Here is a 24329-nt window from a genome sequence, read left to right on the forward strand (position 1 = left end):
ACAGTCTGTCCCATACCGGGCGGCGGGCCGCGCTCAGCGCAGCAGCGTCGAGACCCCCTGGGTCTCGCAGACCACGCGCCAGACGTCCTTGGCCTCCCAGCCCGCCTCCAGTGCCTGGCGCACCGACCGCCCGCCCAGCTCGGTCATCACGTGGTCGGTCGCGAACGACTCCGCGTACGCCTCCCCGAAGTGCGCGTACATCCGTCGCCAGAACTCCGTCAGCCTCATGGCTCAAGTATCCCTGCCCGGCGGCGGGCGACCCGGGCCCGCCGCCGGCGCGGACCCCCGGCCTCGCCGCACGGGTCACCGCGGCAGCGCCAGCAGCCCCGCCCCGAAGTACTGTCGATCGCCGCAGGCGTACGGCCCCGGCGGGCAGCCGGCCGCCGCCGTGCTCGCGAGCAGTGCCGCCAGCGCGTCGGAGCCGAGGTCGGGGTGCAGCGCCGCCGCCACCGCGATCGCGCCGGTCACGTGCGCGGCCGCCATCGAGGTGCCGGCCAGCGCCGTGTACTGCCCGCCGGGCCAGTCGGAGACGATCGCGTTCTGCGGTCCACCGTCCGGGTCGCCGCCGGGGGCGGCCAGCGAGATCCGGCCGCGCCCGTAGTTGGAGTAGGCGGACGGGTGGCCGTCCCGGTTCACGGCGGCGACGGTGACGACGCCGGGCAGTTCGCCGGGCAGCCGGACGCACTCGGTGCCCAGGTAGCGGGTCTGCGCCGGACCGGTGACCCGGTCGTTGGGGCTGCGCTCGTCGGTCCGGGGGGCGCCGAGGTCCTGCGCGTCGTTGCCCGCCGAGGCGACCACCACCGCGCCCTTGCTCCGGGCGTACCCGGCGGCCCGGTCGACGGCGGCGATCAGCGCGGCCTGGTCCCGGTCCTCGGGGCAGTTGTACTTCCACGGGTCGGCGAAGTAGCTGTTGTTGATCGCCTTGGCGCCGTGGTCGGCGGCCCAGAGCAGCCCGCAGACGATGTTCTCGGCGTAGTACTGCCCGAGCGGTCCGAGCAGCCGGACGGCGGCGATCCGCACGCCGGGCGCGACCCCGGTGACGCCGCGGCCGTCCCGGGCGGCGCCGACGATCCCGGCGACGTGCGTGCCGTGGCCGCTCTCGCCCACCCCGGGGTCGGGCCGCCAGGCGCCGGTGCGGGCGTCGGGCCGGCCGTCGGCGCAGGAGGCGGAGGCCTTCGGGTCGACCGCGGCGCGCAGGTCCGGGTGGGTGTCGTCCACGCCGGAGTCCAGGACGGCGACCAGCACCCGGTGCAGCGTCCCGGGGTCCGGCACGCCGCTCGCGGGGGCGCCGTTCGGCGCCGGGGACGCGTTCGGCGCCGGGGACGCGTCGCCGGCCCGCGTCGCGGTCGCGCCGAGCAGGGCGAGGTTCCAGGCGCCGCCTTCGGCCGGGTCGGGCACGGTGGCGGTCCCGCTGTCCGCCCGGTCGGCGCCGGCGCGGTCCGCACCGGCGGTCCCGCGTTCGCCGCGGCCCGCGCCCGCCGTGAAGTCCCCGGCCCCGTCCACCGCCCGGGGCGGCGCCACCACCGGCGCGGTCCGGGTCGCACCGACGGCGGCGATCCCGGGCCGGGTGCGCACCTTGTCCGCGAACCCTCCGGTCGCGTACGCCAGGACGGCCCCGATCTGCGGGTACTCCTGCACCACCTGTCCGCCCGCCGCCCGGCTCTCCGCCCCGGCCCGGGCCGCCCCGGACGCGTCCTCCCGCGCGGCAAGCACCAGGTAGCTGAGGTAGGGGCGCCCCGGCCCGGAGACGTACGGGACGGCCCCGCCCACCACGAGCGCCGTGAGGAGCATCGCGAGCAGGGCCCGGGCGGGTCCGCGGACCCGGCGGCGCCGGCCGGCGCGGGCGGGCCTGTCCGACGGGTGCGCCTGCGCCATCGCACGGTCTCCGCTCGTCGGTCCGGTGGGTCACGGATGGATCATGCTTCCAAATCATCACCATATGAGCGGATTGTCGTTTCTGCTCCCCGGCTTGCACCTCCCCTGGCCCCTCCCGCCCGCACCCCTCGCACGGCCGCCTCGCCTGCCCCCGCCCTCGCCCCGCGCCCGGTCGCCCCACCCGGCCCAGCTCGCCACGCGCACGGTTGTCGGTCCCACCCGGCACCATGGGGGCATGGCGCCCCAGCACCCGACCCCGCCCGGCGATGACTCCTCGCCGGCCGACGACTCCCTGGCCGGCTTCGCCCCGGCCACCCGGGCCTGGTTCACCGGTGCCTTCTCCGCCCCCACCACCGCCCAGGCCGAGGCCTGGCGCGCCATCCGGCGGGAGACGGACGTCCTGGTGGTCGCCCCCACCGGCTCCGGCAAGACGCTCGCCGCCTTCCTCTCCGCCCTCGACCGGCTCAGCAGCACCCCGCCCCCGGCCGAGCCCAAGCACCGCTGCCGGGTCCTCTACGTCTCACCGCTCAAGGCCCTCGCGGTGGACGTCGAACGGAACCTGCGCGCCCCGCTCACCGGCCTGCGCCAGGCCGCCGTCCGGCTCGGCCTGCCCGAGCCGGAGGTCCAGGTCGCGATCCGCTCCGGCGACACCCCGGCGGCCGACCGCCGCCGCTTCGCGACGCACCCGCCCGACATCCTGATCACCACCCCCGAGTCGCTGTTCCTGCTGCTCACCTCGGCCGCCCGGGAGGCCCTGCGCGGCGTGGACACGGTGATCCTGGACGAGGTGCACGCGGTCGCCGGCACCAAGCGCGGCGCCCACCTCGCGCTCACCCTGGAGCGGCTGGACGAACTGCTGGAGCGCCCGGCCCGCCGGATCGGCCTGTCCGCGACGGTCCGCCCGGTCGAGGAGGTGGCCCGCTACCTGAGCCCGCAGCGCGGCGCCGTCGTCGTCCAGCCCCCCGCCGACAAGGACTTCGACCTGTCGGTGGTCGTCCCCGTCCCCGACCTGGACGACCTGCCCGCCGCGCCCGCCACCGGCGGCGCCGCCGACAGCGACCCGCAGCGGCAGGCCTCGATCTGGCCGCACGTCGAGGAGCGGATCGTCGACCTGGTCGAGGCGCACCGCTCGACCATCGTGTTCGCCAACTCCCGCCGCCTGGCCGAGCGCCTGTGCAACCGGCTGAACGAGATCGCCCACGAGCGCGCCACCGGCGCCGTCGTCCCCGAGGCGCACGCCCCGGCCCAGCTGATGGGCGGCTCGGGCGCGGCCAAGGGCGCTCCCGCGGTCATCGCCCGGGCCCACCACGGCTCCGTCTCCAAGGAGCAGCGCTCACTGGTCGAGGAGGAGCTGAAGGCCGGCCGGCTGCCCGCCGTGGTCGCCACCTCCAGCCTGGAGCTGGGCATCGACATGGGCGCCGTCGACCTGGTCGTCCAGGTCGAGTCCCCGCCCTCGGTCGCCTCCGGCCTGCAGCGGGTCGGCCGGGCCGGCCACCAGGTCGGCGCCGTCTCCACCGGCGTCTTCTTCCCCAAGTACCGGGGCGACCTGGTGCAGTCCGCCGTGGTCACCGAGCGGATGCGGGCCGGCCGGATCGAGGCGCTGCGCATCCCGCGCAACCCGCTGGACGTGCTCGCCCAGCAGCTGGTCGCGATGACGGCCCTGGACGCCTGGCCGGTGGACGAGCTGCTCGCCGTGGTCCGCCGCGCCGCGCCCTTCGCCACCCTCCCGCAGTCCGCCTTCGACGCGGTGCTCGACATGCTGGCCGGCCGTTACCCCTCGGACGCCTTCGCCGAGCTGCGCCCCCGCGTGGTGTGGGACCGGGTGGCCGGCACCGTGACCGGCCGCCCCGGGGCCCAGCGCCTGGCCGTCACCTCCGGCGGCACCATCCCCGACCGCGGCCTGTTCGGCGTCTTCATCGCGGGCACCGACCCCAAGAAGGGCGGTGGCCGGGTCGGAGAGCTCGACGAGGAGATGGTCTACGAGTCCCGCGTCGGCGACGTGTTCACCCTGGGCACCACCTCCTGGCGGATCGAGGAGATCACCCACGACAAGGTGCTCGTCACCCCCGCCCCCGGGATCCCCGGCCGGCTCCCCTTCTGGAAGGGCGACACCCTCGGCCGCCCGCTCGAACTCGGCCGCGCCCTCGGCGCGTTCACCCGTGAGCTGGGTGCGCTGCAGCCCGAGGCCGCCACCGAGCGCCTCAAGCGGGCCGGCCTGGACGACTGGGCCGCCGCCAACCTGCTCGACTACCTCGCCGAACAGCGCAAGGCCTGCGGCCACCTCCCGGACGACCGCACCATCGTGGTCGAGCGCTTCCGGGACGAGCTCGGCGACTGGCGGATCGTCGTCCACTCCCCCTTCGGCGCGCAGGTGCACGCCCCCTGGGCCCTCGCCCTCGGTGCCCGGCTGCGCGAGAAGCACGGCCTGGACCCCCAGGTCATGCACGCCGACGACGGCATCGTGCTCCGCCTCCCGGACGCCGATCTGCTGGCCCCCGACTTCGATTTCAGCAGCCCTTCCGAACCCGCGGGTTCGGCCCCGGACGACGCCCCGGTCGGCGCCGACGCCGCCCTGTTCGACCCCGGCGAGATCGAGCAGCTGGTCACCGACCAGGTCGGCGGCTCCGCCCTGTTCGCCTCCCGCTTCCGCGAGTGCGCCGGCCGCGCCCTGCTGCTCCCGCGCCGCAACCCCGGCCGCCGCACCCCGCTCTGGCAGCAGCGCCAGCGCGCCGCCCAACTCCTCGAGGTCGCCTCCGAGTACGGTTCGTTCCCGATCGTGCTGGAGGCCGTCCGGGAGTGCCTGCAGGACGTCTTCGACGTCCCCGGCCTGGTCGAGCTGATGGGCGACCTCGAGTCCCGCGCCGTCCGCCTGGTCGAGGTCACCACCGCCGAACCCTCGCCGTTCGCCCGCTCGCTGCTCTTCGGCTACGTCGCCCAGTTCCTCTACGAGGGCGACTCCCCGCTCGCCGAGCGCCGGGCCGCCGCCCTGTCGCTCGACTCCCGGCTGCTGTCCGAACTCCTCGGCCAGGCCGAGCTGAGCGAGCTGCTCGACCCCGAGGTGCTCGCCGAGTTGGAGGCCGAACTCCAGCGCCTCACTCCCGAGCGCCGGATCAAGGACGCCGAGGGCGTCGCCGACGCCCTGCGCCTGCTCGGCCCGCTCGCCGAGGCCGAGTTGACCGTCCGCGGCGCCGAGCCGCTCTGGGCCCTGGAGTTGGAGGCCGCCCGCCGGGTGATCCAGGTCCGGATCGCCGGCGAGCGGCGCTGGGCCGCGATCGAGGACGCCGGACGGCTGCGCGACGCGCTCGGCACCCCGCTGCCGGTCGGCGTCCCCGAGGCCTTCACCGAGCCGGTCAAGGACCCGCTGGGCGATCTGATCGCCCGCCACGCCCGTACCCACGGCCCGTTCACCGCCGCCGAGGCCGCCGACCGCTTCGGCCTGGGCACCGCCGTCGTCACCGGCACCCTGCACCGCCTCACCGCCGCCGGCCGCCTGGTCCAGGGCCAGTTCCGGCCCGCGGAGAGCCACATCGCCCCCGAGTGGTGCGACGCCGAGGTGCTGCGCCGGCTGCGCCGCCGCTCGCTGGCCGCGCTGCGCCAGGAGGTCGAGCCGGTCCCGCCGCGCGCCCTGGCCGCCTTCCTCCCGCAGTGGCAGCACCTGGCCGGCCACCGGCTGCGCGGCCCGGACGGCCTGCTCCGGGTGGTCGAGCAGCTCCAGGGCACCGCGCTGCCCGCCTCCGCCCTGGAGAAGCTGGTCCTCCCGGCCCGGCTCGCCGACTACTCCCCCGGCCTGCTGGACGAGTTGACGGCGGCCGGCGAGATCGGCTGGTGCGGGGCCGGCGCGCTGCCCGGCAAGGACGGCTGGCTGAGCCTCCACCTCGCCGAGAACGCCCATCTGCTGCGCCCGGAGCCCGTCCCGCCCGCGCTCACTCCGCTGCACAGCGCGCTGATGTCCGCACTGGCGGGCGGCTACGGCCTGTTCTTCCGCCAGCTCGTCCAGCAACTCCCGGAGGAGACCCCGGAGCCCGAGGCCGTCGCGGCCCTCTGGGACCTGGTCTGGGCCGGCTACGTCACCAATGACACCCTCGCCCCGCTGCGCGCCCTGCTGGGCTCCGGGCGGACGGCGGGCGCGACCGCCCACCGCGCGCCCCGGGCCACCCCGCGCGGCCGCTACGGCGGCGCGGGCCGCGCCTTCGGCCGGGCCGGCGGCGCCCTGCGCAGCGGCCCGCCGACGGTGGCCGGGCGCTGGTCGCTGCTGCCCGCCTTCGCCGCCGACCCGACGGTCCGGGCCACCGCCCGGGCGCAGAACCTGCTGGACCGGCACGGCCTGCTCACCCGCGGCACGGTGGCGGCCGAACGGGTGCCCGGTGGCTTCGCCGGGGTCTACCGGGTGCTGGCCGCGATGGAGGAGCGCGGCCGGGCCCGCCGGGGCTACTTCGTCGAGGGCCTCGGCGGCGCCCAGTTCGCCATGGAGGGCGCGGCCGACCGGCTGCGCTCGGTCAGCGGCCGGCTGGAGCGGGCCCGGGCCGCCGAGTGGCCGGCCGCCCCGGCCACCGAGCCGCCGCAGACGCTGGTGCTGGCCGCCGCCGACCCGGCGAACGCCTACGGCGCCGCCCTGCCGTGGCCGGAGCCGCCGACCGCCCCCGGCGGCAAGGAGTCCACGGCCCACCGCCCGGGCCGCAAGGCGGGCGCGCTGGTGGTCCTGGTGGACGGCGATCTGGCGCTGTACGTGGAGCGCGGCGGCAAGTCCCTGCTGGCCTGGCCGGAGGACGGGGCCACCCGGGCGCTCGCGGCGGGAGCGCTGGCCGCCGCCGTCCGCGAGGGCGCCCTCGGCAGCGTCACGGTGGAGCGGGCCAACGGCGAGCCCGCCCTCGGCTCGGACCTCGGCCGCGCCCTGGAGGAGGCCGGTTTCCACGCCACCCCGCGCGGCCTGCGCCTGCGCCCGTAGGCCAACGCCGCGGGCGCCCCGAACACACCGGAGGCCGCGGGGTCCAGGACCCCGCGGCCTCCGGCCACGTCTGATCACCCGATCGGTGGCGGCTGCGCCTCCACCGGCCGTACCGGTTCCCCGCGTCGGCGGGGGGCGGGTCCGGTCGCGTTCCGGTCGGCATGGACCGGTATGAGACCGAGGCCCCAGCCTCCGGCCGCGAGTAGCCCGAGCACCGCGCCGTCGGCCGACTGCCCCCGGACGACCAGGAGCCACCAGGCGAGCCCGGCCGCCACCGCCGCCAGGACCCACCGCACCGGACGCCGCACCCGGAACAACAGCCGGAGCAACAGCCGCGCCCGTGCCCGTATTCGGGCCATCGGGCGCACCATCGTGTCTCTCCGCACGACCGCCCTCCCTTCGCTCGCCCCGGGCGGGTACGCCCGGGAGTCGAGGCCGGGATCAGGCGGCGACCACGTCCATCGCGGCGGCCTTGGGCGACATGTTCGCCCGGTCGGTGCCGGGGGCGGGCAGCGGAACCGGTTCGAGTACCGGCCTCAGCAGATCACCTTCGGAGAGGGTGGCCATCGCCGCAAGTTCGGCGAGCGACAGTTCGTCGCTGACCTCGCGCATGACCTCGGACATCCGGACGTCGAGTGCGTCGCAGATGGCGGAGAGCAGCTCCGAGGAGGCCTCCTTCTGTCCCCGCTCGACCTCGGAGAGGTATCCGAGCGAAACCCTGGCTGCCGCCGACACCTCGCGGAGTGTGCGGCCCTGGCGCTGGCGCTGCCGACGCAGTACATCGCCCAGTAGGCGACGGAGCAGGATCATCGGTGCCTCCCTCCTCGGACTGCGGATCGAGATGTCACGCCCCCACCGTACCGCCTTGCCCGCATCGCGTGCGGGGACCCTGGTCGTGTTCACTCTGGGCTGCAAGGCTGTCCCCCTCCTCGTTCCGGTGTCGTACCGGGGTTCGCGGGCCCCTCGTGGTACCCGATGCGGGCCACCCGGCCACCGTCACGCAATTCGTTCGCCACCTGGTTTCTGCCCAACCAGGCCGTTGGATGTAACACGATCCTCCAGCTGTGACATACCCGGGCACCGGATCGGCGGATCTCGGTTCGGTGGAGATCCGCCGGAGCGGGTGCCCTACCGTGCGAGCCGACCGACGAGCAGCTCCAGTGCGGCAGTCACTGCCTCGTGACGGATTGTGGCACGCCCGCCCGACAGCAGGGGCGAACTGACCAGAGTTCCCCCCGGGCCGGCGACCGCCAGGTGTACGGTGCCCACCGGCTGTCCGTCCTGCGGGTCGGGACCGGCCACCCCGGTGGTCGCGAGCCCGTACGTCGCCCCCAGCAGCCCGCGCACCCCCTCGGCCATCTGCCGGGCCACCACCGGGTGGACCGGCCCGTACACGTCCAGCAGGCCCTCGTCCACCCCGAGCACGGAGGCCTTCAGCCCGGTCGCGTACGCGGTGACCGAGCCCCGGAAGGTCGCGGACGCCCCGGGGACGTCCACCAGGGCGGCGGCCAGCAGGCCGCCGGTCAGCGACTCGGCGACGGCCAGCGTGCCGCCCTCGGCCCGCAGCGCGGCGTGCGCCCGCTCGGCCAGCCGGTAGTCGTGCTCCGCCACTCGTCTCCCCCGTCGCTCAACGGCCCGCGCGTTCCGCGGCCTGTCCCTCGCGGCGCAGTCGCAGCGCCTGGCCGACGTAGTCCAGCGCGGTGCCGACGGTCAGCAGCACCGCCAGCCCCATCAGCACGGCCCGCCCGGTGGCCAGCCACCCGGTCAGGGCCAGCACGTACATGCCGACCGCGGTGCCCTGGGTCAGCGTCTTGAGCTTGCCGCCGCGGCTGGCCGGGATGACCCCGTAGCGGATCACCCAGAACCGCATCAGCGTGATGCCCAGCTCGCGGGCCAGGATCACCACGGTGACCCACCAGGGCAGGTCGCCGAGCAGCGAGAGGCCGATCAGCGCCGAGCCCATGATCGCCTTGTCCGCGATCGGGTCGGCGATCTTCCCGAAGTCGGTGACCAGGCCCTTGCGGCGGGCCAGTTCACCGTCGAACAGGTCGGTGATCATCGCGACGGCGAAGGAGGCCCAGGCGACCGAGCGCCACTTGGGGTTGTGCCCGCCGTCGGCGAACAGCAGCAGCACGAAGACCGGCACCAGCAGCACCCGGACCATCGTGAGCACGTTGGCGATGTTCCAGATCCTCGGGGTCGACGGCACCGCGGCCGCCGGTCTCCCCGGGTGGGCCGCGGCCGGGGCGCCGGGCCCCTTGGTCATGCCCCGGCTCCCGGGACCAAGCGGACCCGCACCTGCTCCAGCGCCTCGGCGATCAGGTCGACGCCCTCGCTGGCGACGACCTTGGCCCGCCAGAACTGCCCGACCTCGGGGGCCTCGACGCCCTCGAGGGTGGTCAGGCCGTCGGTCTCCGGTGCCTGGTGGAGGGCCCGGCCCTCGACCACGCCGTCCTCGACCGACTCGATCAGCACCTCGACCTCGGTGCCGATCCGCTGCTCGGCCCGCTGGGCGGTCATCTCCTCGGCCAGCCGGCTCAGCCGGTCCAGCCGCTCGGCGATCACGTCCTCGGGGAGCTTGCCGTCGTAGGTCGCGGCCTCGGTGCCGTCCTCGTCCGAGTAGCCGAAGACGCCGATCGCGTCCAGCCCGGCGTGCGTGACGAAGCGCTCCAGCTCGGCGAAGTCCTCCTCGGTCTCACCGGGGAAGCCGACGATGAAGTTGGACCGGGCGCCGGCCTGCGGGGCCTTGTCGCGGATGGTCCCCAGCAGCTCCAGGAACTGGTCGGTGGAGCCGAAGCGGCGCATCCGGCGCAGCACGGCGGGCGCCGAGTGCTGGAAGGACAGGTCGAAGTAGGGCACCACGTCGGCGGTCCCGGTCATCGCGTCGATCAGGCCCGGGCGCATCTCGGCCGGCTGCAGGTAGGAGACCCGCACCCGCTCGACGCCCTCGATCGCGGCGATCTCGCCGAGCAGCGTCTCCAGCAGCCGGATGTCGCCGAGGTCCTTGCCGTACGAGGTGTTGTTCTCGCTGACCAGGACGATCTCGCGGACGCCCTGCCCGGCCAGCCACTGGGCCTCGTGCAGCACGTCGGAGGGGCGGCGGGAGATGAAGGACCCGCGGAAGGCCGGGATGGCGCAGAAGGAGCAGCGCCGGTCGCAGCCGGAGGCGAGCTTGACCGAGGCGACCGGGTTGTCGTCCAGCCGCTTGCGCAGGGTGCGCGGGCCGGAGGCCGGGGCGAGGCCCTCGGGCAGGTCGGTGATCGGCTCGGCGGCGGCCTCGGCGCCGTGGCCGGGCAGTGCGACGGCCTCGGCGGCGGACTGCCGCTCGGCGGGGCTGATCGGCAGCAGCTTGCGGCGGTCGCGCGGGATGTGCGGGGCGTGGTGGCCGCCGGAGAGGATGGTCTGCAGGCGGTCGGAGATGTCGGAGTAGTCGTCGAAGCCGAGCACGCCGTCCGCCTCGGGCAGCGCGTCGGCGAGCTCCTTGCCGTACCGCTCGGCCATGCAGCCGACCGCGACGACGGCCTGGGTGCGGCCGTGCCCCTTGAGGTCGTTGGCCTCCAGCAGGGCGTCCACGGAGTCCTTCTTGGCGGCCTCGACGAAGCCGCAGGTGTTGACGACGGCGACGTCCGCTTCGGCGGCGTCGTCGACGAGCAACCAGCCGTCGGCTTCCAGTCGCCCGGCGAGTTCCTCGGAGTCCACCTCGTTGCGGGCGCATCCGAGCGTGACAAGGGCGACAGTACGGCGTTCAGGCATAGGGCCAAGATTAACGCGCGGCCTCCGGTGCCGTTCGCCCCGGAGGCCGCGCGCCTCGAATCAGCTGATCATCACGGGGCCTCGCCGGCCCCTGTGGTCAGCCCGCCTGCGGGTCTCCGGGGGTGTACGTGACGTGCACCACCTGCCCGTCCTTGCCGAGGAGGCCGAGGTCCTTGCCGTTGACGTACGCGTGCACGGCCCCGCCGTTGCCGAGCACCAGCCGGATCTGCTTGGGGTCGGTGAAGGTCTGGTCCTGGCCGTCGCTGATGTTGTTCTGGAACAGCGACTTGCCGCTGCTGTTCATCGCCGAGACCCAGCTGGTGCCCTCGGCGACCAGCTTCACGGTGACCTTGTCGGCCGGGACGGCGGCGATCGCGGCGGCGCTCGGCGCGGGCGCCGGCGGCTGGACGGCGGGCGTCGCGGCGGGGGCGACCGAGCCGGTGCCGGAGCCGCTGGGCAGCGGCGCGCTGGCAGAGCCGGTGGTGCCGTGCCCGCCCTTGCCGCTGACCAGGTTGAAGCCGATCAGGGCGACCACCGCGACGATCGCGGCGACCATGGCGGCCGCCCAGTTCGGCCGGCCGCGGCTGGGCACCTTGATCGGGCCGCTGTCGATCAGCCCGCTCGCCGGGCGCTTGGCGGCGGGCGGGCCGCCGTGCGCGGCGTCGTAGCGGGCGACCAGCTCGTCGCCGTCCACGCCGACGGCACGGGCGATCAGGCGGATGTGTCCGCGGGCGTAGAAGTCGCCTCCGCAGCGACCGAAGTCGTCCTCCTCGATGGCATGGACGATCGGCACCCGGACGCGGGTGGCGGTACTCACCTGGTCCACCGTGAGTCCCGCGTCGATCCGGGCGGCGGACAGCACCCGGCCGATGCTCGGGGCATCGGCCGACTGCACCGCGTCGTCGGTCGGTTCGACGGACGACGGAGTGTTCTCGCGGTCGGGAGACTTGCCGATGGTCACGGGGCACGCCTTTCGAGCGGATGGCCACCTGCTGGGGAACAGTCTAGGGGCGTGGGCGGATCGTTTCTCAAGCGGAGCAGGACCGAACGTGCGCGCCCGCTCCGACCGGGGTCCGGCACCCCGTTGACCGGCCGTCAGCGGAGCCGCACGCGGGGAACCCCGGGATCGCTTTCCGGCCTGTGACGCGGTGTGTGGACGTTCGGTTCCGCGGGGCTCCCCGAACCGCGCCTACCCTCCTCCGAACGAGTGATACCTCGTCCGGGACACGGGGCCGTCCGGCGCACCGGGCGACGGACGGCACGGCGGCAGCGGACGGCCCGAGGGCGACGGACGGCACGGCGGCGGACGGCCCTGCGCGTCAGCCCCGCAGGGTCACCAGCACCCCGTCCAGCTCGTCCGGCTGCACCAGGACGTCGCGGGCCTTGGAGCCCTCGCTGGGGCCGACGATCCCGCGCGACTCCATCAGGTCCATCAGCCGGCCCGCCTTGGCGAAGCCGACCCGGAGCTTGCGCTGGAGCATCGAGGTCGAGCCGAACTGGGTGGAGACCACCAGCTCGGCCGCCTGGATGAGCAGGTCCAGGTCGTCGCCGATCTCCTCGTCGATCTCCTTCTTCGGCCCGCCGCCGACCGTCACGTCGTCCCGGTAGACGGCGCCCAGCTGGTCCTTGCAGTGCTGCACCACCCTGGCGATCTCCGCCTCGGTGACGAATGCGCCCTGCATGCGGATCGGCTTGCTCGCGCCCATCGGCAGGAAGAGCGCGTCGCCCTTGCCGATCAGCTTCTCCGCGCCGGGCTGGTCCAGGATGACCCGGGAGTCGGCCATCGCGGAGGTCGCGAAGGCCAGTCGGGAGGGCACGTTGGCCTTGATCAGACCGGTGACCACGTCCACCGAGGGCCGCTGGGTGGCGAGCACCAGGTGGATGCCGGCCGCGCGGGCCAGCTGGGTGATCCGGACCACCGAGTCCTCGACGTCGCGCGGCGCGACCATCATCAGGTCGGCCAGCTCGTCGACGATCACCAGCAGGTACGGGTACGGCCGCAGCTCCCGCTCGCTGCCCAGCGGCGGGGTGACCTTGCCGGCCCGCACCGCCGCGTTGAAGTCGTCCACGTGCCGGAAGCCGAACGCCGCGAGGTCGTCGTAGCGCGTGTCCATCTCGCGGACGACCCACTGGAGGGCCTCGGCGGCCTTCTTGGGGTTGGTGATGATCGGCGTGATCAGGTGCGGGATGCCCTCGTACGCGGTCAGCTCGACCCGCTTGGGGTCGACCAGCACCATCCGCACCTCGTCCGGGGTGGCCCGGGCGAGGATCGAGGTGATCAGGCAGTTGATGCAGGACGACTTGCCCGCGCCGGTCGCGCCGGCCACCAGGATGTGCGGCATCTTGGCGAGGTTGGCCATCACGGTGTGGCCCTCGACGTCCTTGCCCATGCCGACGACCATCGGGTGCGTGTCCTCGGCGGCCGTGCGCGAGCGCAGCAGGTCGCCGAGGTTGACCATCTCGCGGTCCCGGTTGGGGATCTCGATGCCGACCGCGGACTTGCCCGGGATCGGGCTGATGATCCGCACGTCCGGGCTGGCGACCGCGTACGCGATGTTCTTGGCGAGCGCGGTGATCCGCTCCACCTTGACGGCCGGGCCGAGCTCGACCTCGTAGCGGGTGACCGTCGGGCCGCGGGTGAAACCGGTGACCCGGGCGTCCACCTTGAACTCGGTGAAGGTGCTGGTGAGCTGGGCGACCACCTCGTCGTTGAGGGCGCTGCGGGCCTTCGCGGGGCCGCCGCGCTCCAGCAGGTCGAGGGAGGGCAGCGCGTAACCGATGCCCTCGCCGAGCCGGAGCTGCTCCATCCGCACCGGCGCCGGGCCGTGCTCCTCGGGCGCGTCCGGGCCACTGCGGGCGGCCGGGACGGCGGGCTCCTCCGGCGGTGCGGTGTGGTCCTGCACCTGGTGCATCATGTCCGCCACCGCGGAGGAGGCCGGCACGCCGTAGACCAGCGCACCGTCCAGGTCGGCGGCCGCGCCGGCGGCGAGGTCGCGGGTGGCGTACGGGTCCAGCGGCTCCTTGTCCAGGGAGACCCGGACGGCCGCCGGGTCGTCCGGATCGCTCCGCCTGCGCCCGCGGCGGCGCCGGCGGGCGCCCACCTCGTCCGTCGGGTCGTCACCATCGGTGTCCACGGTGAAGGGCAGCGCGTCGGGGTCGGCGTCCTCCGGCGGTTCGGTGGACAGTTCGCGCTCCGGCGCACGCCCCCTGCGCAGCTCGTCCTCGGGCCCGGGCTCGACCACGCCGAGCCGTATGCCGACCCACCGGACCCGCTCGCCGATGCGGTTGACGGGTGTGGCGGTGACCACCAGCAGGCCGAAGAAGGCCAGCAGCAGGAGCAGCGGCACGGCGAGCGCCGGCCCGGCGGCGGCCATCATCGGGGTGGACGCGGCCCAGCCGATGATGCCGCCGGCCGCCCTTATCCGGGAGGCGCCGCTGCCCATCATGGGCGCGCCGCAGCCGATGTGGACCAGGCCGAGGACGCCGATCAGCAGGGTGCTCAGCCCGATCATGATCCGGCCGTTGGCCTCCGGCAGCTCCGGGTGGCGCCAGAGCCGGATCGCGATCGCGGCCAGCAGGAACGGCACCAGCACGTCGAGCCGGCCGAACATTCCGGACACCACGGCGGTGGCCGCTTCGCCCAGCCAGCCCTGCGGGCTGAACCAGGTGCCGGCGGCGGTCACCAGCGCGAGCGCGAACAGCAGCAGGCCCACCCCGTCCTTGCGGTGGGCCGGGTCGAGGTTCTTGGCACCGTCGCCGAAGCCCCGGAAGATCGCGGCGATCGGACTCGCCAGGGCGTTCAGGGCGCCCATCAGCACCGACCGGGACGGCTTGGGTGGCGGCGGGGCCGACTTGGCCGCCGCCTTCTTCGCGGGAGCCGCCTTCTTCGCCGCCGCCTTCTTCACGGGTGGCTTGCCCGGGGCTTTCGCCGCGGCCTTCTTGGACGGTCCCGGACTCGTCTTACGTGCTGCGTTTCCGGGCGTGCGAGTGGCCATGGCTCAGCAGCCTACCGGGGTGGACCACCGGTGCACATGCGCCCGAGCCGGGCCGCCCGGACGTGTCGCAGACACACCGTCACACTGACCGGGATTCACCCGACCGCCGCACGGAATCACCCGGACGGGTGAACGTACGGCAGCGGATCAGGAGCTTCCGGGGCGCATCGCGTCCAGTGCCCGGCGCAGCGCCACGAGCTTGCGCTCCAGGTGCGCGGCGGTCGCCGCCACCCCGGCGTCCTCGACCTCGTCCAGCTGCTTGCCGAGCGCCTCCGCCTGCTCCTCGACCGCCGCCAGCCGCGCGGACAGCTCGCCCAGCAGCGCCCCGCCGAGGGCCGGCTCGCCGCCGCCCGCCTCGAGTTGCAGCCGCAACAGCGCGGCCTGCTCCTTCAGCTGGCAGTTCTTCACGTACAGGTCGACGAAGACGGAGACCTTGGCGCGCAGCACCCACGGGTCGAAGGGCTTGGAGATGTAGTCCACGGCCCCGGCCGCGTAGCCTCGGAAGGTGTGGTGCGGGCCGTGGTTGAGCGCGGTCAGGAAGATGATCGGGATGTCCCGGGTGCGCTCGCGGCGTTTGATGTGGGCGGCGGTCTCGAAACCGTCCATCCCGGGCATCTGGACGTCCAGCAGGATCACCGCGAAGTCGTCGGTGAGCAGCGCCTTGAGCGCCTCCTCGCCGGAGGCGGCGCGCACCAGTGTCTGGTCCAGCGCCGAGAGGATCGCCTCCAGTGCCAGAAGGTTCTCCGGTCGGTCGTCGACCAGGAGGATCTTCGCCTTCTGCATCAGGGCCCGCCCTCCTGTCGCCTGCCTGCCGCCCGGTGCCGGCACCCGCGTACTGCCCACCGCTACCCCGGTCATGCTAGCCGCACCCCCTCGCCCGGCACATCGCTCCGTCGTGATCCGATCCGGAGCGGCGCGCAGCCAGTACCCCGGCGCACGCTCAGCAGGGCGTCGCCATCCGGTCACTGTTCGCAACGATCGGTGACCCTACCGGGTTCCCGGGCCCGTCCGCCAGCAAACCGGCCGCCCGGGAGGCGCGGACCCCGGGGCCCGCGACGGGGTTCGCGCCTCCCCCGCCCGCCCTGCGCCCGGCTCGTTTCGCTCGCTCACGCACGGTCCCCGCTCAGCCAGTCGTGCATCACCGACAGCAGGTGATCGGTCTCCACCGGCTTGGTGATGTGGTCGGTGGCACCCGCCTCCAGCGACTTCTCCCGGTCGCCCATCATCGCCTTGGCGGTCAGCGCGATGATCGGCAGGCCGGCGAACTGGGGCATCCGGCGGATCGCCTCGGTGGTCGCGTAGCCGTCCATCTCCGGCATCATGATGTCCATCAGGACCAGCGCCACGCTCTCGTGCTGCTCCAGCATCTCGATGCCCTCGCGGCCGTTCTCGGCGTACAGGACGGTCAGGCCGTGCTGCTCCAGCACGCTGGTGAGGGCGAACACGTTGCGGACGTCGTCGTCCACGATCAGCACCTGCTGGCCGTCGAAGCGCCGGTCGCCGTTGACCGGGCGGGGCTGCACGGGCTCCACCGCCCGCGGCCCGGCGGCGCTCTCCAGGGCTGCGCTGCGTCGGCGCTCCACGGCGCCCCGGCGGCGCTCCTCGGCCAGCTCGCGGACCTCCTGGGCCCAGTGGTCGGCCGGGTTCTCACCGACCGGCACCGGCAGGCCCACCGGGGTCACGCCGACCGAGGCGCGCGGTGTCTGGGTGTTCGACGCGGACGGGCGCTCGCCCGGGCGCGGCTCCCCGGCGGTGTCCGGGGCCTCGGTGCGCAGCGGCAGGTAGAGCGTGAACGTGGAGCCCTTGCCCAGCTCGCTCTCGGCGTGGATCTCGCCGCCGAGCAGCCGGGCGATCTCGCGGCTGATCGACAGGCCGAGGCCGGTGCCGCCGTACTTGCGGCTGGTGGTGCCGTCGGCCTGCTTGAACGCCTCGAAGATCTCCCGCAGCTTGTTGTCGGGGATGCCGATGCCGGTGTCGGAGACCGAGAAGGCGATCAGCTCGTCGTCCGGGCCCTGGATCGAGCCGGACTCCAGCAGCCGCTCGCGCACGTGCTGCGGCACCTCCGCGCCGGCCGGGCGGATCGAGAAGTCCACGGCCCCGGCGTCGGTGAACTTCACCGCGTTGGAGATCAGGTTGCGCAGCACCTGCTGGAGCCGCTGCTCGTCGGTGTGCAGGGTGACCGGCAGGGCGGACGAGACCCGGACGGCGAAGTCCAGGTTCTTGTCCAGCGCGACCGGCTGGAAGGTGGCCTCCACGTAGTCGACCAGCTGGACCAGGGCGATCCGGGCCGGGCGGACGTCCATCTTGCCCGCCTCGACCTTGGACAGGTCGAGGATGTCGTTGATCAGCTGGAGCAGGTCGGAGCCGGCGCCGTGGATGGTGTCGGCGAACTCGACCTGCTTGGGCGAGAGGTTGCCCTCGTTGTTGTCGGAGAGCAGCTTGGCCAGGATCAGCAGCGAGTTGAGCGGGGTGCGCAGCTCGTGCGACATGTTGGCGAGGAACTCGCTCTTGTACCGGGAGGCCAGGGCGAGTTGTTCGGCGCGCTCCTCCAGGACCTGCCGCGCCTCCTCGATCTCGCTGTTCTTGATCTCGATGTCGCGGTTCTGCTGGGCGAGTTGCTCGGCCTTCTCCTGCAACTCCTCGTTGGTGCGTTCCAGTTCCTCCTGGCGCGCCTCCAACTCGGCCGATCGCATGGAGAGTTCGGCGGTGAGGCGCTGGGACTCCAACAGCAGGCCCTCGGTCTTGGTGTTGACGCTGATGGTGTTGACGGTGACGCCGATCAGGTCGGCGATCTGGTTCAGGAAGTCCAGTGCGACGGTGGTGAAGGAGCTGAAGGTGGCCAGCTCGATCACGCCCAGCAGCCGGCCCTCGAACAGCACCGGCAGCACCACGATGTGCGCCGGGGAGGCCTCGCCGAGGCCGGAGGCGATCTTGAGGTAGCCGGGGGGCGCCTCCTTGAGGATGATCGCCCGCTTCTCCACCGCGGCCTGGCCGATCAGCGACTCGCCGGGGCGGAAGGTGGTCGGCATCGCCCGCCGCTGGTAGCCGTAGCTGCCGATCAGGCGCAGCACGGTGTCGTTCTCGTCGTCGTCCTCGGTGATCAGCTCGGCGGTGCGGCCGGCCGGCTGGGCGAGGAAGAAGGCGCCGTGCTGGGCGGAGACCACCGGGGTCAGCTCGGTCATGATCAGCGAGGCGACCGCCTCCAGGTCCCGGCGGCCCTGGAGCAGGCCGGAGATCCGGGCGAGGTTGGTCTTGAGCCAGTCCTGCTCCTGGTTGGTGCGGGTGGTCTCGCGCAGGTTGGCGATCATCTGGTTGATGTTGTCCTTGAGCTCGTCGAGCTCGCCCGCGGCGTCCACGTCGATCCGCAGGCTCAGGTCGCCCCTGGTCACCGCGGTGGCGACCTGGGCGATCGCGCGCACCTGCCGGGTCAGGTTGTTGGCCAGTTCGTTCACCGACTCGGTCAGGTCCTGCCAGGTGCCGTCCACGCCGGGCACCCGGGCCTGACCGCCGAGCCGTCCGTCGGTGCCCACCTCGCGGGCGACCCGGGTCACCTCGTCGGCGAACGCGGAGAGCTGGTCGACCATGGTGTTGATGCTGGTCTTGAGCTGGAGGATCTCGCCGCGCGCGTCGACGTCGATCTTCTGCGAGAGGTCGCCGCGGGCGACCGCAGTGATCACCAGCGCGATGTTGCGCACCTGGCCGGTCAGGTTGTTGGCCATCAGGTTGACGTTGTCGGTCAGGTCCTTCCAGATGCCGGCCACCCCCGGCACGCTCGCCTGACCGCCCAGGGTGCCGTCGGTGCCCACCTCGCGGGCCACCCGGGTGACCTCCACCGCGAAGGAGGACAGCTGGTCGACCATGGTGTTGAGCGTCGCGGCGAGCGCCGCCACTTCGCCCTGCGCGTCGATGGAGATCTTCTTGGAGAGGTCGCCGCGGGCCACCGCACCGGCGACCTCGGCGATGTTGCGCACCTGGCCGGTCAGGTTGGACGCCATGAAGTTGACGTTGTCGGTCAGGTCCTTCCAGATGCCCGACACCCCGCGCACCCGCGCCTGGCCGCCCAGGATCCCCTCGGTGCCCACCTCGCGGGCGACCCGGGTCACCTCGTCGGCGAACGCCGACAGCTGGTCGACCATGGTGTTGACGGTGGTCACCAGCTCCAGGATCTCGCCCCGGGCGTCGACGGTGATCTTCTTCGACACGTCGCCGCGCGCCACCGCGGTGGTCACCTCGGCGATGTTGCGGACCTGACTGGTCAGGTTGTTGGCCATCAGGTTGACGGAGTTGGTCAGGTCCTTCCACGTCCCGGACACCCCGGGCACGCTCGCCTGGCCGCCGAGGATGCCCTCGGTGCCGACGTCCCGGGCCACCCGGGTCACCTCGTCCGCGAAGGACGACAGCTGGTCCACCATCGTGTTGATGGTGTTCTTCAGCTCCAGGATCTCCCCGCGCGCGTCCACCTGGATCTTCTGCGACAGGTCGCCCTTGGCGACCGCGGTCGTGACCTGGGCGATGTTGCGCACCTGATCGGTGAGGTTGTTCGCCATGAAGTTGACGTTGTCGGTCAGGTCCCGCCACACCCCGGCCGCCCCGGGCACCTGCGCCTGACCGCCCAGCCGGCCCTCGGTGCCCACCTGGCGGGCCACCCTGGTCACCTGCTCGGCGAAGCCGGAGAGCTGGTCCACCATCGTGTTGATGGTGTTCTTCAGCTCCAGCATCTCGCCGCGCGCGTCCACCTCGATCTTCTGCGAGAGGTCGCCGCGCGCCACCGCCGTGGTCACCTGGGCGATGTTGCGGACCTGGCCGGTCAGGTTGTCGGCCATGAAGTTCACCGAGTCGGTGAGGTCCCGCCAGACCCCGGCCACCCCCGGCACCTGCGCCTGACCGCCGAGGCGCCCCTCGGTGCCGACGTCCCGGGCCACCCCGGTGACCTGCGCGGCGAAGCCGTTCAGCTGGTCCACCATCGTGTTGACGGTGTTCTTCAGCTCCAGCATCTCGCCGGCCACCTCGACGGTGACCTTGCGGGACAGGTCGCCCTTGGCCACCGCCGTGGTCACCTGGGCGATGTTGCGCACCTGCGCGGTGAGCCGCCCGGCCATGGTGTTGACCGAGTCCGCCAGGTCCTTCCAACTGCCCGACACGCTACGGACCTTGGCCTGGCCGCCGAGCTTGCCCTCGGTGCCGACCTCGCGGGCCACCCGGGTCACCTCGTCGGTGAACTCCGAGAGCTGGTCCACCAGTCCGTTGACGGTCCGCCCGATCTTCAGGTACTCGCCGCGCAGCGGGTGGCTCACCCCGTTGCTGTGCAGCGAGCGCAGCTCCATCTTCTGGTCCAGGTCACCCTCGGCGATCGAGGTCAGCACCCGGCCCACCTCGGACATCGGACGGGCCAGGTCGTCGATCAGCGCGTTGCAGTTGTCGACCGCCGCCATCCAGGCGCCCTCGCCGGCGCCGGTCTCCAGCCGCTCGTTCAGCCGGCCCTCCCGGCCCACCGCCCGCCGCACCCGGGCCAGTTCACCGGTCAGGTGCTGGTTGCGCTCGGCGACCTCGTTGAACACCGCGGCGATCTCCGCCAGCGGCCCGTCACCCGGAACCGTCAGTCGGCGGCGGAAGTTGCCGTCCCGCATCGCTGTCAGCGCGGACAGCAGCTTGCGCAGCTCGGCGGGTTCCGCGCCGCGGTTGTGACTCACTCGCCGGCCGGCCGCGTTCCGCGGCGCGGTCCCGGAGCGGCCGCCGCGCTGGGCGGGCGGCGTCGTACCGGTTGCGTCCTTGGTGGCCGAACTCAACGGGCCCCTCCCACATCGTGAACTGTCCGGTGGCCGCCCGTGCCGGTGCGGCACGTGCCCGGGCACCGGCCCGGCTGGGCTGTGTACCGGCGGCCTGCGCGCACCGGCACCCACACGACCGTACTGCTCGTACCGGTCATCGCGGACCCCCCAGTCTGGCAGCACTGGCGCCCGGTGTACGGCCGGTTGCGCACGGTTGGTACCGCACCGTCCGAAACAGGTGGGCAGAATCACCCTCAGGTGCCTGTTTCGACTCCCCACCCCCACGGGGAACCAAGCGGAAAGTAGGGTGGAGCGCTGCACCGGGCCACGACCCGACCCAGCGACGCCGCTCACCCCGACGGCGCGCGCGGGGAAGTCGGCGCCGCACCCCGGACAGCGCCAGGGCAAGAGCAGCAGAGGAGAAGTGGCAACGTGGTCACCGCGCGCGCAGCCGCCACCTTCGACCCCGACGGCCGGTCCGCGGCCGCCGCCCGGGGCTTCGTCCGCGATGCGCTGCTCGGCTGGGGCCTGCCGGAGGTCGTCGACGACGCGATCGTGCTGGTCAGCGAACTGGTCACGAACGCCGTCGTGCACGCCGGCACCGCCGCCGAGGTCTGCTGCCTGCGCGAGGAGGAGACCGTCCGGATCGAGGTCACCGACCACCACCCGGAACGCGGCCTGCCCTCCCTCGGCGACGGGCCCGTGACCGCTTCCGACCGCTACGCCGACCCCGACGGCGAGGGCGGCCGCGGTCTGCTGATGTGCTCCGCCCTCGCCGAACGGTGGGGCGTCGAGTACGCGGCCGGCCGGAAGACCGTCTGGTTCCGCCTCCAGCTGCCCGCACACGTGCTCGGCACCCGCTACGCCGTTCCCGCCACCCCCGGCAGCGACCTGCCGAGCAGTGCCGGCCCGGTGCACGTCGCCGTCGTCCAGCTCGACGAGGACGGCCGCGTCCTGGCCTGGAACCCGGACGCCGAAGCCCTCTTCCAGTACCCCGCCGCCACCGCTCTCGGCCGCCCCTGGGCCGACCTCGCCGTCTGGCCGCAGTCCCCCGGCCGCGGCCTCGCCCTGACCGACACCCTGCGGCTGGCCCGCTGGGAGGGCGGCTACGGGATCCGCCGCCAGGACGGCCACGAGGTCGAGGTGTACGGCGTCCAGGTGCGCGTGCGCGACACCGAGGGCGTCCCGTCCACCCTCTGTCTGCTCGTCCTCGACCCCGACCGCGCCGTCCTGCGCTCCCCCGCCCGCGCCCTGCCCGGCGAGCGCCCCGACCCGGCCGGCCCCCGCCTCGACCTGATGGCAGGCCCGGTCGCCACCGACGACCTCGACACCCTGCTGCAGCGCACCGTCGAACGCGCCCGCGACCTGCTCGACGGCGACGCCGCGTACCTGCTGCTCACCACCGACGACGAGACCGAGTTCGAGGTCCGCGCCGCCACCGGCCTCACCTCCGGACACCGCCGGCACAACCGTTTCCCGATCGAGACCGGCAACCGCTACGACTCCGCCCGGCTGCCCTCCGTCCACGAGGACCTCACCGCCCGCCCCACCGGCCTGCCCCTGCTCTCCGACAGCGGCATGCGCTCCCTGCTCACCGTCCCGCTCAAGGTCGAGGGCCGCCTGATCGGCTCGCTCGGCATCGCCGCCACCGCACCCGGCCGCTACGACAACGAGGACGCGCTGCGCCTGCAGTTCGCCGCCGACCGGGTCGCCCTGGCCGTCGAGAGCACCCGGCTGACCGAGCTCGAACGGCTGCGCCGCGGTTCGCTCTCCTTCCTGGTCGAGGCCTCCGACCTGCTGGCCGGAACCCTCGAACACGAACAGACCCTCGCGCTGATGGCCCAGATGGCCGTCCCCACCCTGGCCTCCTGGTGCGCCCTCTACACCACCGCCGACCACACCTCCCCGGCCCGGCTCGCCTTCGTCCTGCACGAGGACGAGGACCGCATCGACCCACTGCGCGACCTGCTCGACAAAACCCCCGTCCCCGAGGCCGGCCCCAGCCACGGCGTCCGCTTCTGGACGGCGCCCGCCAAGACCGCCGAGGCCGGCGGCCTCACCGACAGCCCCGAACTCGCCGGCCTGCTCGGCGAGACCGTCGTCATCGCGCTGACCGCCCGCAACCGCGTCATCGGCCTGCTGGCCCTCGGCGTCCCGGCCGGTGTCCGGTTCCGCCAGGAGATCCTCGAACTCGCCGAGGACCTCTCCCGCCGCGCCGCCCTCGCCCTCGACAACTCCCGGCTCTACTCCGAGCGCACCGCCACCAGCCAGGCCCTGCAGCGCAGCCTCCTCCCGCCGGACCTGCCCGAGATCCCGGGCGTCGAGGTGGACGTCTACTACCAGGCCGCCGGCGAGGGCAACGAGGTCGGCGGGGACTTCTACGACCTGTTCACCATCCGCGAGGGCACCTACGGCTTCGCCATCGGCGACGTCTGCGGCACCGGCCCCGAAGCCGCCTCGGTCACCGGCCTGGCCCGGCACTCGCTGCGGCTGCTCGCCCGCGAGGGCCTGGACGCCCCGCAGGTGCTCCGCCGCCTCAACGCGGCCATCCTGGACGAGGGTTCGCGCAGCCGCTTCCTCACCCTGCTCTACGGCGAGCTGACGCCCCGCCCGGACGGCAGCACCGAGCTCTCCCTGGTCTGCGCCGGCCACCCGCTGCCGCTGCGGCTGCGCACCGACGGCCGGGTCGACCGCGCCGCCACTCCGCAGCCGCTACTCGGCGTCATGGACGACCTCGACCTGACCGCCGAGCACCTGGTGCTCGCCCCCGGCGAGGTCCTGCTGTGCGTCACCGACGGCGTCACCGAACGCCGCGAGGGCCGGCGGATGCTGGGCGACGACGGCCTCGCCGAGGTGCTCACCGGCTGCACCGGTCTGACCGCCGGCGCCGTCGCGGCCCGCGTCCAGCGCGCGGTCGAACGCTTCGCCCCCGAGCCGCCGTCCGACGACATGGCGATCCTGACCCTGCGGGTGCCCAACCAGCGCCAGCCGTGAGCGTTCCACAGCTGACGCAGTCACAAATTGTTATATTCACAAGGGTACAAGCGTCCAAGGTCGGGTAAACCGATCTCACCGGGAATCCACCCGGCGGGGACGTGACCAGCGGGCTCTCCGCTGGCCCATCACTTCTGACCGCAGCCCGCGCACGCTCACAGCCGTGCGCCCTCGGCGCGGTCGCGCGCATCCACCCATCGAACGACACCACAGCGTCACTGCGCCCTGCGCGCGCCCAGAGTGAAAGGAGCCTCCGGTGAGCAACGACGCTACCGGGGCAACGAACGCCCGCTCCACCGGAGCCGACGCGGGTAACCTCGGCTACCTCGCCCTCGGCCTGACACTACTCGCCTACGGTCTGCTCTCCACCGGCATCCTGCACGGCGCCGGCATCGGGGACGCCGCCCACCTCGCCCACCTGCTCGGCGGCGTCACCCTCTTCATCGCGGGCCTCTGGCAGCTCCGCGGCGGCGAGGGCTTCACCGGCACCGCGTTCACCAGCCTCGGCGCCTTCTGGGCGACCTGGTCGGCGGCCGGCGGGGCCGGCAAAAACGCCGCCGGTCTCTTCCTGCTCCTGTGGGCCCTGCTCGCCCTCACCCTCACCGCGGCCAGTTGGGGCGCGGGCCTGCTCAGCCGCACCGTCTACGGCCTGATGACGCTCTCCCTGCTGCTCACCGCCATCGCCACCTTCGGTGGCCACAGCGGCCTGGCCAAGCTCGCCGGCTGGATCGCGGCCGCCTCCGGGCTCGCCGCCTGGTACTGGGCCACCTCGGCGCTGAGCAACGGATCCTGGGGAAAGCTCGCCCTGCCGGTCAAGTGAGCCGCTGACGGCTCAACCGACCTGTTCCCACCGCTCCTCGGCGGTACTGCGGGGTGGGGGGGGCGGGGCGCCCCCCGCGCCCCCCCCCCCCCCGGGCGCCCCCCCCCCCCCCCCCGCCACCGCGTTGCGTGAAAAGCCCGCGACCCACCCCCGCCCCCCCCACACTATGGGGCTCAACA

The 24329-nt window shown here is 73.7% G+C and carries 14 protein-coding genes (1 of these 14 cut by a window edge); 3 read left to right on the forward strand and 11 right to left on the reverse strand.

What is annotated here, in order from left to right:
• Positions 1 to 33: 33 nt before the first annotated feature.
• Together ACZ51D_RS37730 and ACZ51D_RS37735 are read right to left on the reverse strand one after the other, a co-directional pair.
• A complete protein-coding gene (locus ACZ51D_RS37730) occupies positions 34 to 228 on the reverse strand; it encodes a DUF3046 domain-containing protein (protein ID WP_360505164.1) in 195 nt (64 codons plus the stop codon).
• A gap of 75 nt (positions 229 to 303) precedes the next feature.
• Positions 304 to 1875, reverse strand: a complete 1572-nt coding sequence (locus ACZ51D_RS37735; RefSeq protein ID WP_465623224.1) for a S8 family serine peptidase — start codon at positions 1873 to 1875, stop codon at positions 304 to 306.
• A 235-nt stretch (positions 1876 to 2110) separates the two neighbouring features.
• Here ACZ51D_RS37735 and ACZ51D_RS37740 point away from each other — a divergent pair, with 235 nt between their 5' ends.
• On the forward strand, positions 2111 to 6820 hold the full coding sequence (locus ACZ51D_RS37740) for an ATP-dependent helicase (protein ID WP_465664774.1): 4710 nt from the start codon (positions 2111 to 2113) through the stop codon (positions 6818 to 6820).
• Between the two features lie 441 nt (positions 6821 to 7261).
• Here the strand turns inward: ACZ51D_RS37740 and ACZ51D_RS37745 are convergent, their stop codons facing one another.
• From ACZ51D_RS37745 to ACZ51D_RS37780, 8 genes are all read right to left on the reverse strand, one after another.
• A complete protein-coding gene (locus tag ACZ51D_RS37745) occupies positions 7262 to 7630 on the reverse strand; it encodes a helix-turn-helix domain-containing protein (RefSeq protein WP_049660741.1) in 369 nt (122 codons plus the stop codon).
• Between the two features lie 318 nt (positions 7631 to 7948).
• Complete coding sequence (locus ACZ51D_RS37750; RefSeq protein ID WP_360505157.1) at positions 7949 to 8431, reverse strand: CinA family protein; 483 nt, start codon at positions 8429 to 8431, stop codon at positions 7949 to 7951.
• Between the two features lie 16 nt (positions 8432 to 8447).
• Positions 8448 to 9179: a CDP-diacylglycerol--glycerol-3-phosphate 3-phosphatidyltransferase gene (gene pgsA / locus ACZ51D_RS37755; protein ID WP_396289673.1), complete on the reverse strand. Its 732-nt coding sequence runs from the start codon at positions 9177 to 9179 to the stop codon at positions 8448 to 8450.
• A complete protein-coding gene (rimO, locus tag ACZ51D_RS37760; RefSeq protein ID WP_360505153.1) occupies positions 9083 to 10573 on the reverse strand; it encodes a 30S ribosomal protein S12 methylthiotransferase RimO in 1491 nt (496 codons plus the stop codon). Before rimO ends, pgsA begins: the two co-directional genes overlap by 97 nt.
• A gap of 97 nt (positions 10574 to 10670) precedes the next feature.
• Positions 10671 to 11534 (reverse strand): helix-turn-helix domain-containing protein, encoded by an 864-nt coding sequence (locus tag ACZ51D_RS37765; protein WP_360505151.1) that lies wholly within the window; start codon positions 11532 to 11534, stop codon positions 10671 to 10673.
• A 358-nt stretch (positions 11535 to 11892) separates the two neighbouring features.
• On the reverse strand, positions 11893 to 14568 hold the full coding sequence (locus ACZ51D_RS37770) for an FtsK/SpoIIIE family DNA translocase (protein ID WP_465623232.1): 2676 nt from the start codon (positions 14566 to 14568) through the stop codon (positions 11893 to 11895).
• A 147-nt stretch (positions 14569 to 14715) separates the two neighbouring features.
• The gene (locus ACZ51D_RS37775) at positions 14716 to 15354 is read right to left on the reverse strand and encodes a response regulator (RefSeq protein ID WP_360505238.1); all 639 of its coding nucleotides are present in this window, start codon (positions 15352 to 15354) and stop codon (positions 14716 to 14718) included.
• Positions 15355 to 15674: 320 nt separating this feature from the next.
• On the reverse strand, positions 15675 to 20258 hold the full coding sequence (locus ACZ51D_RS37780; protein WP_465623254.1) for a HAMP domain-containing protein: 4584 nt from the start codon (positions 20256 to 20258) through the stop codon (positions 15675 to 15677).
• A gap of 510 nt (positions 20259 to 20768) precedes the next feature.
• Between ACZ51D_RS37780 and ACZ51D_RS37785 the strand changes: the two genes are divergently transcribed.
• Positions 20769 to 23330: a SpoIIE family protein phosphatase gene (locus ACZ51D_RS37785; RefSeq protein WP_465623233.1), complete on the forward strand. Its 2562-nt coding sequence runs from the start codon at positions 20769 to 20771 to the stop codon at positions 23328 to 23330.
• Between the two features lie 256 nt (positions 23331 to 23586).
• Complete coding sequence (locus ACZ51D_RS37790; protein WP_360505145.1) at positions 23587 to 24150, forward strand: GPR1/FUN34/YaaH family transporter; 564 nt, start codon at positions 23587 to 23589, stop codon at positions 24148 to 24150.
• A 173-nt stretch (positions 24151 to 24323) separates the two neighbouring features.
• Here ACZ51D_RS37790 and ACZ51D_RS37795 read toward each other — a convergent pair whose 3' ends face one another.
• Positions 24324 to 24329, reverse strand: the final stretch of a protein-coding gene (locus tag ACZ51D_RS37795; RefSeq protein WP_465664775.1) for a phosphatase PAP2 family protein. It continues 885 nt past the right edge of the window; only the last 6 of its 891 coding nucleotides appear in the window; its start codon lies beyond the right edge, outside the window — the gene reads right to left on this strand; the stop codon is at positions 24324 to 24326.

This window comes from Kitasatospora sp. NPDC033851 (assembly GCF_055576085.1).

Bases quoted from the DNA above. Each gene is read 5' to 3' on its own strand.
- ACZ51D_RS37730 (WP_360505164.1), bottom strand. From the start codon at position 228: ATGAGGCTGACGGAGTTCTGGCGACGGATGTACGCGCACTTCGGGGAG.
- ACZ51D_RS37735 (WP_465623224.1), bottom strand. From the start codon at position 1,875: ATGGCGCAGGCGCACCCGTCGGACAGGCCCGCCCGCGCCGGCCGGCGC.
- ACZ51D_RS37740 (WP_465664774.1), top strand. From the start codon at position 2,111: ATGGCGCCCCAGCACCCGACCCCGCCCGGCGATGACTCCTCGCCGGCC.
- ACZ51D_RS37745 (WP_049660741.1), bottom strand. From the start codon at position 7,630: ATGATCCTGCTCCGTCGCCTACTGGGCGATGTACTGCGTCGGCAGCGC.
- rimO (WP_360505153.1), bottom strand. From the start codon at position 10,573: ATGCCTGAACGCCGTACTGTCGCCCTTGTCACGCTCGGATGCGCCCGC.
- ACZ51D_RS37770 (WP_465623232.1), bottom strand. From the start codon at position 14,568: ATGGCCACTCGCACGCCCGGAAACGCAGCACGTAAGACGAGTCCGGGA.